The following is a 17,253-nucleotide window of genomic DNA, read 5'->3' on the forward strand; positions in this document are numbered from 1 at the left end:
TCAGAAAAATATTAGCTTCTAAAAATCAAAATATCAGATAATCCCAAGAGCCTAGCTTACTTAAGTCTATTCTCAGCAATATAAGCAGCCATAACTTCGATAGATTTAAAAATAGTTTTTCCCTCTTTTGGATCCACTAATTTGATACCGTAATCTTTATCTAACATCACAATAAGTTCTAATGCATCAATAGAATCAAGTCCTAAACCATCTCCAAATAAAGCATCATTATCATTAATATCTGCAACTGCAATATCTTCAAGGTTTAAAACTTCTATTATTTTACTTTTTAATTCTTCTTTTAATGCTTCCATAATTATTGATTGTATAGTTTTTTTAATTGTTTATGATTGTGTTCTATTTTACCTTGTTTATCTACCAAATAGAGAAAGGCTTTATACTCTTCATTATAATATTCAACCCATCCGCATAAAACTTTATTTGCCTTTTGGGTTTCCAAAAGTATATTACAGTAGTTTTCCATAAATACCGGGTCATAATCCGCAAATATAAAGAAAGAATTTTCGCTTTTCAATTGATGCTTAATACTTATTTCTCCTAAGCAAATATTAGGCAATGTGTAAACAAAAACTGCTGGGCTAGGGTAATAATTCTCTGAATCTGAAATAGAATTTTGATATTTTAAGTCGGTATCTAAACTCGACGATCTATTAGCAAAAACTAATGCTGTATTGTTCTCCTCCGAGTTTTCATCAGCTGTCTCTAAAAGTAATTCGGCTCCTAAAATTGCCAACTTACTCAAATTGTCCATTTTAAAAAACTTTGGATAATTCATTTCAAAATGCTGATAGGCTTTCTTTGAAAAACCAGCAAACAAATCATCTTCAGTATTAAAAACCATTTCTCCATTCAAAAAAATTGTATTTTTCTGAATAGAACAAAAAGAGTGAATATAATTCTTATTTACTGTCATTATTATACTTTTTCAAATAAAACAGCCGTATTGCATCCTCCAAAACCTGAAGCTGTTTTTAAAAAATAACGAATGGCTGCATCTTCATTTTTTTCAATAACTCTAATGGGCTGACTCACTCCAATAGCATCAAATCCTAATGAAGCATACAGCTTATTTTCTTCAACCGATTGTATTCCAATAACTGTCTCCAGCAATCCCGAAGCGCCTAATGTATGACCATAATAACCTTTAAGGCTATTTACCGGTACATTTTCAAGTCCTAATCTATTTAACGCAATAGCTTCCATTTCATCATTAAAAGGAGTCGCTGTACCATGAGCTGAAATATAATCGATTTGATCACTGTTTATTTTGGCTTCCGCCAATGCACTTTGAATACTCCTAAAAAGACCTTCCCCAGTTCTGGAAGGCCCCGAGATGTGGTTTGCATCATTGATAGAACCGTCACCTATAATTTTTATTTTGGCATTTTCTTTATTTGAAGAAACCAAAACAGCAGCTGCTGCTTCTCCTAAACTTACTCCGGTTCTATTAATCGAATAAGGCTTACATGGTAAATTACTCATCGCCTGAAAGGAGTTAAATCCTGATATAACAAATTTTGAAACTTCATCACCCGCAACAACAAATATATTGTCGTACAAATCAGCCTGAATCAATCTTTTGGCTACGGTAACAGCTAATATTCCCGAAACACAAGCATTAGAAACCACAATTGGTTCCCTTTTAAATCCAAAAAAACCAGCAATCTTTTTGGCTAATGCATTCAAATAAGCGAATTCAATATTACTGGGATTTTCTAAAGCATTTACGTTTCCTTTTGTTGTTGAAAGAATAAAAGCAGTACGCTCATTTAATTCAACTTTTGCATTTTTAATGATTGGTTCCAAAGCCAAAATCATCATTCTTTCTAATCTCGAATATTTATTTACAGAAGCCACTTTGGCAAAAGCCAGATCCAATGCCGAATCATTAATAACTGCTGCATAAAAAGGCGTATTTAACAACTTTGGATTATCCTGCAGCTGAATACCGGAAACTACATTACCAATATTTTTTATATTGGCATCCACATCAAACCCAATGGGCGTAATGCAATTCGTTCCGGTTATATAAACTTCTTTCATCATGCTATTTTACTAAGCCAACTTTTCTTTTCCATTCCGTGTAAAAAGGAGGATTTGTCAACATTAGTTCTCCTTGTTTATCTAGAAAAACCTGAACGGTTTCTCCCGTACAAACTACTTCATTTTTTATATTATAAATTGTAAACCTGAAAATCATTTTTGCCGCAGGCGTATCTACAATAGTTGTTTCTATTCGAGCCACTTCGCCATAACGCAATGATAGTTTATGCTCAAGAGTTGTTTTTACAATCGGAGTTGTAAATTCATTGGCAAAAACATCTAAGTATGCAAGTCCGTGTTTGCGTCCAAAAGCTTCTCTCCCATCTTCAAAATAAGTAATATAATGACCATGCCAAACTATTCCAAGGGAATCTGTTTCGTTAAATCGAACACGAATATCATGTGAAACGGTCAAAGCGGCCGCTTCTTTAAACAGCTCTTTTCTTCTTATCATACAGCAATGCTAAAGTTGTGGTAACTATAAAAAATAAAAACAATAAAAATAATTCTGGCAGCAAATCCAATATGGATGCGTTACGCAAAAGTACATCATAAAAGGCTTCTAAGCCCCAATTCATTGGTGAGGACTGTGCAATAACCTGCATAACTTTTGGCATGGCAAAAACAGGAACCCAAACACCGCCAATTGCTGCCAAAATAATTACTGCAGTAGCTCCAAATGGAGCCGATTGTTCTTGGGTCTTGGCAATAGTTCCCAACAACATTCCAAAACCAATTGCTGCAAGGCCTGAAAACAGTGCCACTATACTCATCAAAATTAAATTTCCTTCAACGTTTAAAGCTGGCAATCCCAAATGCGGAAATAAAAATACAGCAACCGCAATCATCATGTAAAACTGTATCAAACAAATAATTAAATACATCACCGTTTTACCTGCCAATACAATTCCATTAGAAACAGGATTGGTTCGCAACCGTACAAAAGTTCCTTGTGTTTTTTCTTTTACCATGTTGATTGACAACGGAATTACTATAAAAAATATAGCAAAAAGTGTCCAGGCAGGAACATTATGCTGAACCGAATTTGGAAGTATCTCTTTGTTGTTTATTTTTGGAATAATCTCTTTGAATGTAATGAAACTTTTTTGTTCAAATTTGGCATCCTCTCCGCCCAATTCATCTTGAAAAGAAGTATAAATCGATTTGGTTTCTATTTGAGAAATCATTTTGTCGATGCCACTCATCACGCCTCTTCTAAAACTCAGCTGCACGGCTGGGTCAAAATAAAGTTTTACCTCTTTTTGATTGACAACTTTTGCATTTGGTTTTATTGCCAATGAATCTGAGAAACCTAAACTACTTACAATTTGTTGAACATTTTGGTCAATTTTAGCTTGCAAATCAATACTCAAATGCGGCGGAATAATAATTGCCATTTGATATTTCCCTCTAAAAACTGCTTCTTTAGCTTCTGCTTCAGTAATTTGTTTATTATCAAAAGTGGTAATAACACTAAAAACATCACTCTTTTTTAAATTATCAAAAAGCGATTTAGAAACTTTCCCTTTATCATAATCAACCAAAAGAATTGGAATCTTAACTTCCTGTCCTTTTTTATAGGAACTATCCTGAATAAGCGTAACCGTTATAATTAGCACTAATGGCATTAAAAAAAGAGTCACAACACCTCCCATATCCCGCTTTAACAACAAGAATTCTTTGTAAACAGACATCCAAAGTTTATATAGCATCTCTCAGTTCTTTTCCTGTTAATGAAATAAAAACATCTTCAAGATTTCTAGCATTGGCAGTAGCTGTAATTAAATCCTTAGGTGTTCCATGTGCATAAATTATTCCTCTGTCGACTATAGCGATGTGAGTACAAAAATCTTGTGCTTCAGACAAATGATGTGATGTATAAACTATAGTTGTTCCATTTTTATTGAGTTCTTTAAGATAATCAATAATAACATTTTTTGAATGCACATCTACTCCTACCGTAGGTTCGTCAAGAAAAAGCACTTTAGGATTATGTAATATCCCGGCAATCAAATTAACGCGACGTTTCATTCCACCCGAAAAAGTCTCGATACGTTTATCTGCAAATTTCAATAATCCCAGCAGATCCAGACTGTCTATTACTTTTTCTTTAAGATCATTTCCTTTCAAACCATACATACTTCCAAAATACAGCAAATTCTCTCTGGCTGTCAAGGTTGGATATAAAGCATATTCTTGAGGAACAACACCAATTCTATTTTTGATTTCATTGGCATTAGCTGTATAATTTAATCCATCAATAGTGAATGAACCTGAACTAGCTTTTACTAAACCGCAAAGAATCGAAATTAATGTTGTTTTCCCTGCCCCGTTTGGCCCAAGCAGTCCAAAAATATCTCCTTCGTTTATATCCATAGAAAAATCATTCAATGAATACATTTCGGCATCATTGTATAATTTAGACAAATTGGATATTTGGATAATTGATTTCAATATGATTTTTATTTAGCTTATTGCTTTCTTCAGTTTCTTAAAAAATTCCTCCTCTTTATCGGCAATAGCTAAAAGTTCATCAGAAAGCAGATTGTAAACATCCACTTTGGTACTTCTATTTTTATAAACTCTTGAAGCTTCGACAGCAAAATCTCTCCATAAATCACCAATAGCGGTCATTTCCAGTGACAAATTTTGCAACTCGTCATTCTGTAATACAACTGCAGCTTCTTGCAAAAAGGCAGCATATATAAATCTAAAACCACCACCGCCAGTCCCAATTTCTTCCTGCATTCTGACAATTTGAGCCAAATAATGATTTGCTTTTTTTGTCCCTTCTTTAACTGGCCATTTTTTAATTAGCCTAGCTACAAGCCGAATGCCACGAACACCAATTATTGGCATTGGTGCTAGCATATCCCGACAGGTATTCTTTATGCCTTTTATAATTGCCCCTTTCAAATCTACATTTGAAGGAACTTGAATAGGATAATACATTTGGCCTCTTGGCGCAAAAGCTCCTTTGGCAAAACGTACTTTATTTAACTCCTCATGTGTTAATGTAGTTACGTTTTCCATAACAGGATCGCTAATTAAATAATTAGTTTCTGTTTTCCCATAAACTACTAAATTATGAGCATTGAAATGAAAACGATATTCATCAGGAAAATACGTTAGGTTATAGACCCCAACCTGCAATCCGGAAGGAATATTATTTTTTAAATTTTCGTCCAATGCTTTAATGGCATTCGCTTCGCTGGAAAATTTTTGCCTCTTAATTTTCAAGCCCAAACGTTTAGCCAGTTTATTAAAAATTTGTCCTGGCATAGGCCTATAACTTATTGCAGGAGCGTAATTTACTTTTAAAAATGGAAGATAAACAAAGAAAAGTCCCGAACCAATTCCAAAAACCATTGGCTCGCTAATATTCAATCCATTATGTTTTAACAAATTGGAAGCAACTCCGTTTTCACAGTGAGCAGATTGATAGTGTGTAAAATCGGTTTTCATTAATTAGTCTTAAAATTTTTCAATTCCTCTACAGTTATATTAAAAGAATCAGCATATTTTTTTAAAATTCCGTCACTTAATCCTGCAAAAATTTTGGGTTTAAAGTGCCTTTTAACTCGCCATTGCCACATTCCTACATAACTGGAAAGTACACCGATATCCATTCTGCACAATTCCATGTAATAACTAATAGGGCTTACTTCATTGTTTGCGACCTGAGTTTTAGCAATAGCAATTCGTTCACTAATTTCTTCAATAGAATTAGAAAGAGCAATACTTTTTGGCTCCCAACCTGAACTTAAAGCAGTTGTATAATTGCCGTTTTCATCTGTAGCATAAACCAGCTCTTTCATATTTGTTTTAGAAAGATTGCCTTTGTCTTGAGGTACTTCTTCTTTTTTCATTCTCTCTAGGATTTATTATTTTGAATAAATAATGTAATCTCTCCTTCTAATAGTATTTCTTCTGCTTTTAAAGTTTTACATTTTATAGTACACAAACTATATGAAGCGGTAATAAATTTTGAAACTAAGATAGCTTTAGTAACAATTGTTGTGCCTGCTTTAGGCAAAGTATATATTTTTAAAGTTTTAATCCCGCTAATAAAACCAATCACATTCGCTCCCGGCTTATCATTATTATTTTCATCAATAAAATAATCTTTGGCAACAATCATAGAACAGGTTTGTGCCATATTTTCTACCAAACCAGATTCTGTGAAAAAATCATTTTCAAGAAATATATTTTCCGTTTTAATTTCAAATATAGTATCTACCTTCTCATCATCAATCTCCAAAATATAATCCACCAACAGCATTGGAGGGCGATGAGGCAAATAATGTTTTATATTTACAGGTTTAGATGTTTCTTCCTTATTCACAGTTTTCATTATTTAGCCAAAACAGTTTTCATTTGGCCTTTAGCTATTTCTACATTATTTAATTTGCTAACAATATCTACCAAAGTAACTCCTCCAAATTCCTGTATAATAGAAACTGTTGTCCTTATTTCGTCATGAAGTTTGGGAAGCTCTTTTATTTGCAATTTATTTATAGAACCAATATAACCTGTAGGCGCTTGTTCATTTCTTAAATAAAACTGATATCCTGTATGTAATGCTACAGACTGCGCCATGTGTTCTATAATTCCTGATTCCACAAAAGAATTATCTTTAAAAAAAACTGCATCATTATGGATGGTAAACCCCGAAACCAGCTCATTTTCAGAATAGCAATACAAAGTATCAACCATTACAAATGGTTTTTTTTGAGGAATTAAAGTCTCCACAAAATCTTTATCACCTATTGGATTACTATCTGCCATTGTCATCAACAAACTGTTAAATAAGCATAAGCATAAGAAAAACGACCGCTTTCTGGAACAGATAAAAGAATTTTATTGCCTTTTTGCAGCTTACCAGAATTCATTAATTCTTCTAAAGCCAGATAAATTGAAGCTGAACCTACATTGCCAACATATGCTAAATTCATAAACCATTTTTCCATTGGTATCACCATTCCTTTTTCTGTTAATGCTTTACTCAAACCTTCTACAAAATAATGGGAAGAAACGTGTGGCAAAAAGAAATCAATTTGATCAGCGGAAATATTGTTTTTTGACAAAGCTTCTCTCATGCTTTCAGCACCCTTAACCAAAATATGTTCATCAAGCAATTTAATGTCTTGCTTAACAGCAAATATAGATTCGTTGAGCCATTCGCTGGGATCAAAGTCATTCCATGATTTTATTTCCCCATTCTCTAATTTATCTCCGCCAGCATACATGCATGTCTCTATTTCATGTGCATAAGAGTAGGCTTCCATCCATTCAATTTTTAAAGAAATATCTCCGATTGGCTTATTTTCTAATAAAAAAGCACCTGCTCCATCGGATAACATCCACCTTAGAAAATCTTTTCTAAAAGCTAATATGGGCTGCTCTTTAAGTTTTTTTAGATTAACAACTTCATTTTCAAATTTATTAGAAGATAACCACGAAGAAGCTTTTTCAGAACCAACACAAACTGCATTATTTGTATTTCCGGATTTCACCGAAAGAAAACCAAATTTCAAAGCATTCATCCCCGAGCAACACACGCCTGCCGATGAATTAAGCTCCAGATTTTTATTTTTCAACAAGCCATGCACCATTGCTGCATGAGATGGGACAAGTACATCGGGAGTAGTAGTTCCACAAGATAACAATTCCATATCTTGATCTGTAAAACGATTATCAAATAATCCTTGAATAGCTATATGAGTTAATTCAGCATTATTATGAGTGCTATTTCCATTTTTATCTCGAGCATAATAACGGCTTACAATCTTATTATTTCTTAATATTAATCTTCTGCCCTTGGATGCTGCTTCATTTATCAAACCCAAATAATCTTCCATTTCATCATTAGAAACAGCCTCATTTGGTAAATACTTAGCCGCTTTTGTAATATATACATCAAACATATAATCTAATTTACTCCTTTATAATATTCTAATTCTAGCCTTATTTTTTTTACTTTTAACGGATACGTAAGAACGTGTAATATATAAACTATTGGCGAAACTAGCCATATTGCTACTATTAAATACGCTTTAAATATTTTTGTCCAAAATTTTCTGGATTCCCCCTTTGTTATAATAAAATTAGACCATTTTGAAAAAATCTTATTGGCAGTTTTATCCACTTTAATCAAATATGAACTGACTTTGACAGCATCAATCTTGACTAATTTTGATTGCAAATTGTCTAAATCATCCTCCTCAAAACTGGAAAGCATCACTTTACCAAATTTTGTAGATTCATTTATATCCTTATCAGAAACACCGGGCAATGGAAAAAATCCAAGATATCTTTTTTTCACACCGGAAAACATCCACTCAACAATTGTTATAACGCTTATTAAATTTCCAACCCTATCGACTAACGCAACATTCCCTTTTAATAAAGCATTATTTTGCTTCAATAAAATTTTAACTTTTTCCTGCGCCATAAACCACATGTTTCTGGAACCATTTATTGTTATAACTGGAGTATTTTGAAATAAAGTTTTAGCTTCTGGGCTTTTCAAAAAAGAATTTATGGGAATGGAAGGAGTCAAATACCAAACTTGATAGTTCAAAAGAATCAAATCAAATTTAGTTTCCATTATCTCATTTGGAACAGGTTTAATACGAGCAGGGATTTGTAAAAAAGATTCTGGAAAAGCATTAAAAAAAGCATCATTATTCCAAGGAAATGGAAATGGCTGCTCCATTTTAATTTCATGAAACAGTACATTTATGGTTTCAGAATTTAAAAATGGTTTCGCTATATTTCTAGCAATAGTCTCTAATTGTCCCGATTGGGAATAATAGATTACTAAGACATTTTTCATTGAAGTATGTTTTTACGGAAAACGAATTTAAATCAAAATTCTAACTAAAACTAATTGCCGCTTACTTCTTTCAAAATAAAAGCAGCTTATATTTTTCAATCCTTAACAAATATTTAATAATCAACAGATTAAAAAAACACTTAAAATTATCTAAATCGGTAATATATTTTATTTGTCAAACTGATTCCAAAAATCGAAATAATTAAACCATTGCAGTGGATACTTTTTCATCATACCTTCAACACTTTCGGTATATTCCTTTAACAATGCTTTCTCATCACGATGCTTAACTTTGGCTTCTCTTGTGTACAAATGATAATGTAAATTTGGTTCTTTCATTACATATACAAAAAGAACGGGAACCTTTAACCTTGATGCAATAAGAAACGGGCCTGCAGGAAAAAGTGCTTCCTGATCTAGTAAATTTTCACTCAACGATTTTACTCCCTCAAAATACCGGTCACCAGTAAAACAAACTAATTCATTTCTGGCTAAAGCAGAATTAATTTCAAAAATATGCGACAAATCATCACTAATTAGTATGCAATTAATTTTAGGTTTTTGAGTAATGCTTTCAAGATATTTTTTTATTGTAGAATGCTCTAAATCGGTAGTAACTAAATTTATTTGTAAATTAAAATCAACTTCACTAAAAAAATATTCGGCTATCTCAAAATTTCCTATGTGCGCACTTATTAATACGCCTCCTTTTTTTTCTTCTAATAACTTAATAATAAACTCCTTGCCGTCATGTTCATAAGTAAACTTATCTTTTAGACCAGCACCAATCGCAATTTTATCAATAATAGTTTGTCCAAAAGTATAATAACTTCTAAAAACCATCGTTTTAGATTTTAAATACGAATACCCCAATCTTTTTCTAAAATAATAAAAGATTGAGGCATTGCTTTTTTTTAGGAAAATAAAATAATATGCTGCTACAAAATAAAGTACAAAATATGCTGATTTTACTCCAATTTTATTTATGAAGAAAACAAAAATCTTGTAACCAAGAACTGTGCCTTTGGATTTTCCATCCCATTGACTCATTAAATTAAGCCTTTGATTTTATTTTATTTTCTATCAGGTCATAAAAACTTTGAAATGTATCTATTCCTACAAAATCTACTTCAACTAATTTTACGCCAAAGTTTGATTCGATAGAAACAACAAGATCTACATAGTCTAAGCTATCCAGTCCCAAAGTATCTTTTAAATTTGCTTCAAACTGAATATCATCACTATCCACCTCAAATTCATCAATTAAAAACCCATTTACCCTTTCAATAATTGCTTCTTTATTCATTACTTTTCTTATACTTTTTAACTACTAATGCTGAATTTGTACCTCCAAAACCGAAGGAATTCGACAAAAATATATCAATTTTTTTATTTAATGTAGTTTTAACTAAATTTAATTTTGCAGCATCTGCATCTGGGGTTTCCAAATTAATATTTGGTGCTATAAAATCATTCTGCATCATCAAAATAGAATAAATAATCTCACTAGCTCCAGCCATCCAACATTCATGCCCTGTCATTGATTTTGTAGAACTAACATAAGGGTTACTTTCTCCAAAAACTTCAAAAATAGCCTTTGCTTCATTATCGTCTCCTACTGGAGTGGATGTCGCATGAGCATTAATATAATCCACTTCATTTGATTTTATTCCCGCTTCATCCAAAGCTCTTTGCATCGCTATAGACGGCCCTTCAACATTTGGGGTAGAAATATGGCCTCCATTGGATGAAAATCCATATCCAATTACTTCGGCCAAAATAGTTGCGCCTCTTTTTATTGCCGAATCATAAGACTCTAAAATCAAAGTAGCACCACCACCACTTGGAATTAATCCATCGCGATTAACATCAAAAGGCCTGGAAGCTTTAGTAGGCTCATCTTCTCTGGCAGAAAAAACGCCCAAACCATCAAAACTACTCATAGCATACTTATTAATTTCTTGTGCTCCTCCACAGATAATTAAATCTTGAAAGCCGCTTTTTATTAAAAAATATGCCATTCCAATAGAATGAGAGCCACTGGCACAGGCAGCACTGATTGTTAAATTAATACCTCTTAACTTAAATATTGTGGAAAGATTCATGGTAACTGTTGAATTCATAGACTTAAAAATAGCCCCTGAACCAATTAAAGTAGTATCTTTTTTCTCCCGAATAATGTCTGTTGCCTCAATAATAGCTTTGGACACACTATCATTGCCATACATAATACCAACTTCATTTTTTTCAAAAAAAGCATCATCTATATTTGCATTTTTTAAGGCTTCAATAGTTGCCATATATGCAAATTCAGTTTCCTCTCCAAGACTTATTCTTTGTCTTCTGGAAAGTAAATTTTTTAAATCCGRTTTAGGAACTATGCCTGTCAAAGCTGATCTAAAACCAAACTCCTTGCGTTCTGGATCAAATACAATTCCTGACTTCCCTTCAAATAAAGAATCTTTTACTTCGCCTAACGATGTTCCTATACAGGAATAAATTCCCATTCCTGTTATGACTACTCTATTATTCATTGACACTTTTATTTTTATGAATAAATTCCACCATTAATATTAATAACTTCACCAGTAATGTAACTAGCTTTCTTAGAAACAAGAAAACTAACTAAATCTGCTACTTCATCAGCTTCACCAAAACGATTTAATGGTATCATTTTTATTAATTCTGTTTCATCAAGCTCACTAGTCATATCCGTTTTTATAAAACCCGGAGCAACAGCATTTACAGTAATATTTCTTTTGGCTATTTCTTGTGCCAAAGCTTTGGTAGCCGCTATTACAGCACCCTTAGCCGCCGAATAATTAGTTTGCCCTGCAGTTCCTTTTACTCCTGATAAAGACACCATATTTACAATTCTGCCATATTTATTTCGCAGCATTTTTTGCATAAAAAAATTAGTCACATTAAAAAAACCATTTAAACTGGTGTTTACAACGCTTGACCAATCCTCTTGACTCATCCACATAAACAAACCGTCTTTTGTAATTCCTGCATTATTTACAATAACCTCTACAACCGCTTTTGGATTTACCTCTTGCCATTGTGTCAAAACCGATTGAACTTCGGCAAAATTAGCAACATCGAATTGCAAAATTTCTCCAGTGCTACCGTTTGCAATTACTGCTTCTAAGGTTTTTTCAGCAGCTTTTTTATTGGAATGGTAATTAATTAAAATATGATAATCACTATCCTGTGCTAATTTTTCGCAAATAGCACTGCCAATTCCTCTTGAACCTCCTGTAACCAATGCACATTTCATAAGTAAATTTTAGATTGTTGATTGAAAGCTGTTTTCATTCTAAATTAATTATTAATCAAATAGTCTTTTACCTTTTGTACAAAAGGATACATAACCTGATCCTTTTCGAACCTTGGGATTATTAGCCTGATATCATCATATATTTTTCTGGTTACAGATGAAATCTGATCTTTTTGCTCTAAACAATCAATTGCCTGAACAATTGTTATCAATTCGATTGCCAAAACTTCAAAAGCATTTTCTATAACTTTAGACGTTATCACAGCAGCATTTGTCCCCATGCTAACAATATCCTGATTGTCATTATTATTTGGAATACTGTGAACATACATCGGATTTGATAACATTTGATTCTCTGCAGTAGTAGAAGTTGCTGTAAATTGTACTCCCTGCATTCCGAAATTAAATCCTAAGGTCCCCAAATTGACAAATGGCGGCAAAATTTCATTGATTTTGGAATTCAATAAATAATTTAACTGTCTTTCGGCAAGCATGGTTAATTTGGTAATAACGATTTTCAATTTATCCATTTCCAACGAAATATAATCTCCGTGAAAATTTCCTCCATGATATACATGCTGATTTTTCACATCTATAATAGGATTGTCGTTCGCAGAGTTAAATTCTTCTTCGAGTATAGAAGCCACATTATTTATAGTTTCCAATACTGGTCCCAATATTTGAGGCACACAGCGCAAAGAATAATATTCCTGCACTTTTTCTTTAAAAACATCCTCAGTATTCTCACCAGAATATAAATGGTCTTCTCTTTTTCTAATCAAAGCGCTGTCACTAAGATTCGAACGCATTCTGGAAGCTACTTCACGCTGCCCTTTATGACGTTTCGTATTGTTTAGCTCCTCGGAAAAATGATCATCATACGCTTGCACAATTTCATTAATGGCACCCGAGAACTTTATAGACCAATCCAATAATTTATTGGCATGGTGAACGTTTACAACTCCTATTCCTGTCATTACCGAAGTTCCATTCATTAACGCCAAGCCTTCTCTAATCTCTACTTGAATAGGTTCAAGATTCTCTAATGCAAAAACGGCTGCCGTAGATCTTCTTTCCCCTTTATAAAAAACCTCTCCTTCACCAATAAGAACCAAAGCCAAATGAGCCAACTGCACTAAATCTCCACTCGCTCCTACTCCGCCATGTTCAAAAATTAAAGGAGTAATATCTTTGTTTATAAGTTCTTTCATCAAATGGATTACTGACGGATGAACACCAGAATTACCTAAAGAAAGTGTATTTAATCGTGCCAATATTGCCGCTTTTACACAAGTGGCATTTAATGGTTTTCCTGCACCAGAAGCATGACTGCGAATCAAATTATACTGTAGTTGTATGCGATCTTCATCTTTAATACGATATTGAGCCATAGGACCAAAACCAGTATTCACACCATAAATAATTTTGTTGACCGAAAATTCCTTTAAAAAATCAAAACTTTCATTAACTCTATTTAAAACATCCTGACTGATATCTATTTTATTATTCTCAAAAATTACAGATTCAAACTCTTTTAGACTTAAATATTCTTTTATAGTATTCATTCAACTAGTATTTGTTTTTTAAAACTAAATATATTAAAATTTTGTTTTTATTTAGAATTTAATGTGGTTAATTTGAATGAGCAAATGTAGCATAATATCGCTAAAATTTGTAAAACGATGTTTTATTTTACAATCATTACTCAAAACAATATCTAACTGCAATAAAAACAAATACATACAAATAATTTTAAATCAAAATAAATGAAAGATTTTGGTTCTGATAAAAAAACTGTTATTCAAGCTAACCTAGATGCTCAAAAAATTGCTTTTGCACCAATAATGTTTCAGGCTGCAAAATCGCTTCGAAATCTAGGAATTTTAGAATATCTGTTTAATCACACAAAAGCAAATATTGAAACCATTGCCTCGTCATTAAACTTATCTGTTTATGGGGTAAAAGTATTACTCGAAGCGGGTCTAAGCTTAGAATTGGTCTATCTAAGAGGCAACGAATTTATATTAACAAAAACGGGCTACTTTATTCTGAGAGACAAAGCAACCAATATTAATATGGATTTCACTCAGGATGTTAATTATTTTGCCATAAATCATCTGGAAGAGTCAATAGTACAAGGCAAGCCAAAAGGATTAAAAGAATTAGGAAATTGGGATACCGTCTATATAGGATTATCTGAATTGCCAGAAAAAGTTAAAAAAAGCTGGTTCGATTTTGATCATTTTTATTCAGATTATACGTTTCCAGATGTTTTGCCCATTCTATTTAATTCCAGCCCTAAAACTATTATGGATGTTGGGGGCAACACCGGGAAATTTGCATTACTATGTGCCAAATACAATCCAACGGTAAAAATTACTATTTTGGATTTACCCGGGCAGACCAAAATGGCTCAAAAAAACATCGCTGAAAATAATCTAGACGATAGAATATTCACCAAAGACATAAATTTACTGGACGACTCCAGTATTTTACCAAAAGATTTTGATGTTATTTGGATGAGCCAGTTTATAGATTGTTTTTCTTTGGTGGAAATAGAAAAAATTTTCAGCAAAGCTCATGCAGCTATGACCGATAACACCAGTTTTTATATCTTGGAAACCTTTTGGGATTTACAAAGATTCCAATCTTCCACATACAGTTTACACGCCACTTCATTATATTTTACAGCAGTTGCCAACGGAAACAGTCAAATGTTTCATTCAAAAGATATTTTAAAAATAATTGAAAAAGTAGGTTTTGCCGTAGACGAAATACATGAAATCATTGGAATGAGCCATACCTTGATTAAATGTAAAAAAAGAATAGCGTAGAATGATAAATATTTAAATTTGCATAATCCAACAGATGCTATTAGTCAAAATAGTTGTCTTTTTTTTAAAAATTTTAATTCCAAATAATAAATGTTACAAGAATTCGTAGATGTTTTAATCATTGGAGCCGGGCCATCTGGATGCGTTTCTGCTTCTTATCTTCATAAAAAAGGAATCAAAATTAAGGTTGTCGAAAAAACAAAATTCCCTCGAATTGTTGTAGGCGAAAGTCTTATTCCCAGAGTAATGGATCATTTTGCCGAAGCCGAATTATTCGAAAGTCTGGATGCCATGAACTTTGAGAAAAAATTGGGAGCCCGGTTCATTAGAGGGGAAGAAATTTGTGTTTTCGATTTTAGCAATAAATTTTCCGAAGGCTGGGATTGGACTTGGCAAGTACCCAGAGCCGATTTCGATAACACCATGGCTCAAGAAGTAATTCGAAAAGGCATTGATTTGGAATTTGAGTCAGAAGTAATTTCGGTTGCTTTTGAAGGAAAAAATTCAACAACTGTTGTTAAGGATGAAAGCGGCGTTTTAAAAGAAATTCATGCTAAGTTCATTATCGATTCTAGTGGTTATGGAAGAGTTTTACCTAGATTATTAGACTTAGACACTCCTTCACAACTAGACCCGCACTCCTCTATTTTCACCCATGTTGTCGACAAAAACCGTCCTGAAGGTGAGGAAGGAACAATGATTTCATTTGACATTCTCGAAACTCAGGTTTGGTTATGGGTTATTCCTTTTTCGAATGGGAATACTAGTTTAGGCGTTGTAGGCCCAACCGATTTTATTAATTCGCTATCCGCTGATAAAAACAATGCCGAAGCCTTGAAAAATGCTATTCAGCTTTCTGACTATTATATTAAACGCTTTGCCGGTGTCGACTTTTTATTCGAACCTATCAAATTAGAAAATTACTCACGCTCTGTCAAAAAAATGTATGGCGATGGCTTTGCCCTAACTGGAAATAGCTCGGAGTTTTTGGATCCAGTGTTTTCATCGGGTGTTGCGTTTGCCACTGAGTCAGGTATGCTTGCCGCTAAATTATTTCTAAAAGAATCACAAGGCATTGCAGTAGATTGGGAAGAAGAATTTACTGCCTATATGAAACGCGGAATTGCGGTGTTCACTACTTATGTAAAGGAATGGTACACTGGAAACCTTCAGACTTTATTTTTTCATCAGCCAGAAAATCCCGATGTAAAAAGAAAAATATGCGCTGTACTGGCAGGTTATGTTTGGGATGAAGAAAATCCTTTTGTAAAAAAACACGACAATCTAATCAAAAACATGGCACATATACTCGAAATGGAAAGCAAAAAAACCTAGTTAAATACTAGGTTTTTTGTTTTTTTGCTATTTAATAAAAGCCTTTGCAAAACTTCAATTTATATATGCATTAATTATTTATACGCTTTTTTTACAAGCATTTTGGCTAGTGATTTAGCCGTTTTTGCAAAACCTTCTCCAATTCTGGATTCATTACTATAATTATTTCCCCATTGATCTCCAGGTGCCTCTTCACTGGATACTTCCAACAGTACATTAGATTTATTAGCAGTTTCAACAAACTTCAAATTAGTAGTTACTTTTGCAGGCTGTTTCATTATTCCTACATCCCAACCTGGGTATACCCAAACAGCATTAACAATTAAAGTATATTTTGCAGCTGTTAATCCCTCTTGAAAAGTAACATCCTTACCTTCTTTGTTAAAAATAACATTCATTAATTCCAAAAATTTTGGATTCCAGATTTGGTCTTTACTAGCAACCCATTTCTTTTTCCAAATATCACCATTATTTTTTGACTTTTCATTTAGATCCTTAACTCTATCAGCAACATACTTCTCTTCGGTAAGTTTCTCTTTTAATAAAGTTAATTTAGAATAGTCAAATTCAACATTCACCTCTTTTTGATCCTTTAAGAATCCAAAATCTCCTTTTACAACATCCATATCTTGGGCTGTCATAATTGAAGAAACAAGCAATAGTGCAAAAACAATTTTTTTCATTTAAAATTTATGTTAATATTAATAATCAATAGATATCAAATGTAAGAAATTTTGTTTTTTGTTTTCATTTATTGCAAAAATTTATACAAATAATAGCATTTAATTATCGTCCAAATCAAAATCACTCGAAACCCAAAAGACAAATGTTAATATATTGTAAAGTATATGAATACCTAACCTTTCGATATAATTAAATGATTGGATTAAAAAAGGAAAGAT

20 protein-coding genes are annotated in these 17,253 nt (G+C 32.7%); 2 read left to right on the forward strand and 18 right to left on the reverse strand.

All coding sequences use genetic code 11. The features are described from left to right. Positions 1–56: 56 nt before the first annotated feature. The 17 genes from AC1DVP_RS17405 to flxA form a co-directional block, all read right to left on the reverse strand. Positions 57–314: a phosphopantetheine-binding protein gene (locus AC1DVP_RS17405; RefSeq protein WP_477184748.1), complete on the reverse strand. Its 258-nt coding sequence runs from the start codon at positions 312–314 to the stop codon at positions 57–59. A gap of 2 nt (positions 315–316) precedes the next feature. Further along, positions 317–934, reverse strand: a complete 618-nt coding sequence (locus AC1DVP_RS17410; protein WP_477184749.1) for a 3-oxoacyl-ACP synthase — start codon at positions 932–934, stop codon at positions 317–319. Positions 935–936: 2 nt separating this feature from the next. After that, positions 937–2,067 carry a beta-ketoacyl-[acyl-carrier-protein] synthase family protein gene (locus AC1DVP_RS17415; RefSeq protein ID WP_477184750.1) on the reverse strand — a complete coding sequence of 377 codons (1,131 nt, stop codon included), beginning with the start codon at positions 2,065–2,067 and terminating at the stop codon, positions 937–939. Position 2,068: 1 nt separating this feature from the next. Further along, the gene (locus AC1DVP_RS17420) at positions 2,069–2,518 is read right to left on the reverse strand and encodes an acyl-CoA thioesterase (RefSeq protein WP_477184751.1); all 450 of its coding nucleotides are present in this window, start codon (positions 2,516–2,518) and stop codon (positions 2,069–2,071) included. Then, on the reverse strand, positions 2,493–3,776 hold the full coding sequence (locus AC1DVP_RS17425; protein ID WP_477184752.1) for an ABC transporter permease: 1,284 nt from the start codon (positions 3,774–3,776) through the stop codon (positions 2,493–2,495). The genes AC1DVP_RS17420 and AC1DVP_RS17425 overlap by 26 nt, the downstream gene beginning before the upstream one ends. Next, positions 3,766–4,464 (reverse strand): ABC transporter ATP-binding protein, encoded by a 699-nt coding sequence (locus AC1DVP_RS17430; RefSeq protein ID WP_477184802.1) that lies wholly within the window; start codon positions 4,462–4,464, stop codon positions 3,766–3,768. The genes AC1DVP_RS17425 and AC1DVP_RS17430 overlap by 11 nt, the downstream gene beginning before the upstream one ends. A gap of 66 nt (positions 4,465–4,530) precedes the next feature. Then, positions 4,531–5,529, reverse strand: coding sequence for a BtrH-related acyltransferase DarH (darH, locus tag AC1DVP_RS17435; protein ID WP_477184753.1), 999 nt, complete (start codon positions 5,527–5,529; stop codon positions 4,531–4,533). Continuing rightward, complete coding sequence (gene DarG, locus AC1DVP_RS17440; RefSeq protein WP_477184754.1) at positions 5,529–5,933, reverse strand: flexirubin biosynthesis protein DarG; 405 nt, start codon at positions 5,931–5,933, stop codon at positions 5,529–5,531. Before DarG ends, darH begins: the two co-directional genes overlap by 1 nt. A 5-nt stretch (positions 5,934–5,938) precedes the next feature. Then, positions 5,939–6,409, reverse strand: coding sequence for a hotdog family protein (locus AC1DVP_RS17445; protein ID WP_477184755.1), 471 nt, complete (start codon positions 6,407–6,409; stop codon positions 5,939–5,941). An 8-nt stretch (positions 6,410–6,417) separates the two neighbouring features. Beyond that, entirely contained in the window at positions 6,418–6,858 is a 441-nt protein-coding gene (locus AC1DVP_RS17450; RefSeq protein ID WP_477184756.1) for a hotdog family protein, read from the reverse strand. Then, entirely contained in the window at positions 6,858–7,991 is a 1,134-nt protein-coding gene (darB, locus tag AC1DVP_RS17455) for a dialkylresorcinol biosynthesis protein DarB (protein ID WP_477184757.1), read from the reverse strand. Before darB ends, AC1DVP_RS17450 begins: the two co-directional genes overlap by 1 nt. A gap of 5 nt (positions 7,992–7,996) precedes the next feature. Beyond that, positions 7,997–8,902 carry an NADPH-dependent FMN reductase family protein gene (locus tag AC1DVP_RS17460; protein WP_477184758.1) on the reverse strand — a complete coding sequence of 302 codons (906 nt, stop codon included), beginning with the start codon at positions 8,900–8,902 and terminating at the stop codon, positions 7,997–7,999. 168 nt (positions 8,903–9,070) lie between these two features. Then, positions 9,071–9,952, reverse strand: a complete 882-nt coding sequence (locus AC1DVP_RS17465) for an LpxL/LpxP family acyltransferase (protein WP_477184759.1) — start codon at positions 9,950–9,952, stop codon at positions 9,071–9,073. Positions 9,953–9,956: 4 nt separating this feature from the next. Further along, positions 9,957–10,208, reverse strand: a complete 252-nt coding sequence (locus AC1DVP_RS17470; protein WP_477184760.1) for an acyl carrier protein — start codon at positions 10,206–10,208, stop codon at positions 9,957–9,959. Further along, entirely contained in the window at positions 10,201–11,436 is a 1,236-nt protein-coding gene (locus tag AC1DVP_RS17475) for a beta-ketoacyl-[acyl-carrier-protein] synthase family protein (RefSeq protein WP_477184761.1), read from the reverse strand. The genes AC1DVP_RS17470 and AC1DVP_RS17475 overlap by 8 nt, the downstream gene beginning before the upstream one ends. A 14-nt stretch (positions 11,437–11,450) precedes the next feature. Then, on the reverse strand, positions 11,451–12,182 hold the full coding sequence (gene flxB / locus AC1DVP_RS17480; RefSeq protein WP_477184762.1) for a flexirubin biosynthesis SDR family reductase FlxB: 732 nt from the start codon (positions 12,180–12,182) through the stop codon (positions 11,451–11,453). Positions 12,183–12,226: 44 nt separating this feature from the next. Continuing rightward, positions 12,227–13,747 (reverse strand): flexirubin biosynthesis tyrosine ammonia-lyase FlxA, encoded by a 1,521-nt coding sequence (gene flxA, locus AC1DVP_RS17485; RefSeq protein ID WP_477184763.1) that lies wholly within the window; start codon positions 13,745–13,747, stop codon positions 12,227–12,229. A 201-nt stretch (positions 13,748–13,948) separates the two neighbouring features. Between flxA and AC1DVP_RS17490 the strand changes: the two genes are divergently transcribed. Further along, entirely contained in the window at positions 13,949–15,016 is a 1,068-nt protein-coding gene (locus AC1DVP_RS17490; protein ID WP_477184764.1) for a class I SAM-dependent methyltransferase, read from the forward strand. 90 nt (positions 15,017–15,106) lie between these two features. After that, the gene (locus tag AC1DVP_RS17495) at positions 15,107–16,351 is read left to right on the forward strand and encodes an NAD(P)/FAD-dependent oxidoreductase (RefSeq protein WP_477184765.1); all 1,245 of its coding nucleotides are present in this window, start codon (positions 15,107–15,109) and stop codon (positions 16,349–16,351) included. 74 nt (positions 16,352–16,425) lie between these two features. Here AC1DVP_RS17495 and AC1DVP_RS17500 read toward each other — a convergent pair whose 3' ends face one another. Continuing rightward, positions 16,426–17,034, reverse strand: a complete 609-nt coding sequence (locus AC1DVP_RS17500; RefSeq protein WP_477184766.1) for a hypothetical protein — start codon at positions 17,032–17,034, stop codon at positions 16,426–16,428. Positions 17,035–17,253: the final 219 nt, after the last annotated feature.

It is taken from the genome of Flavobacterium sp. P3_A6 (assembly GCF_056403035.1).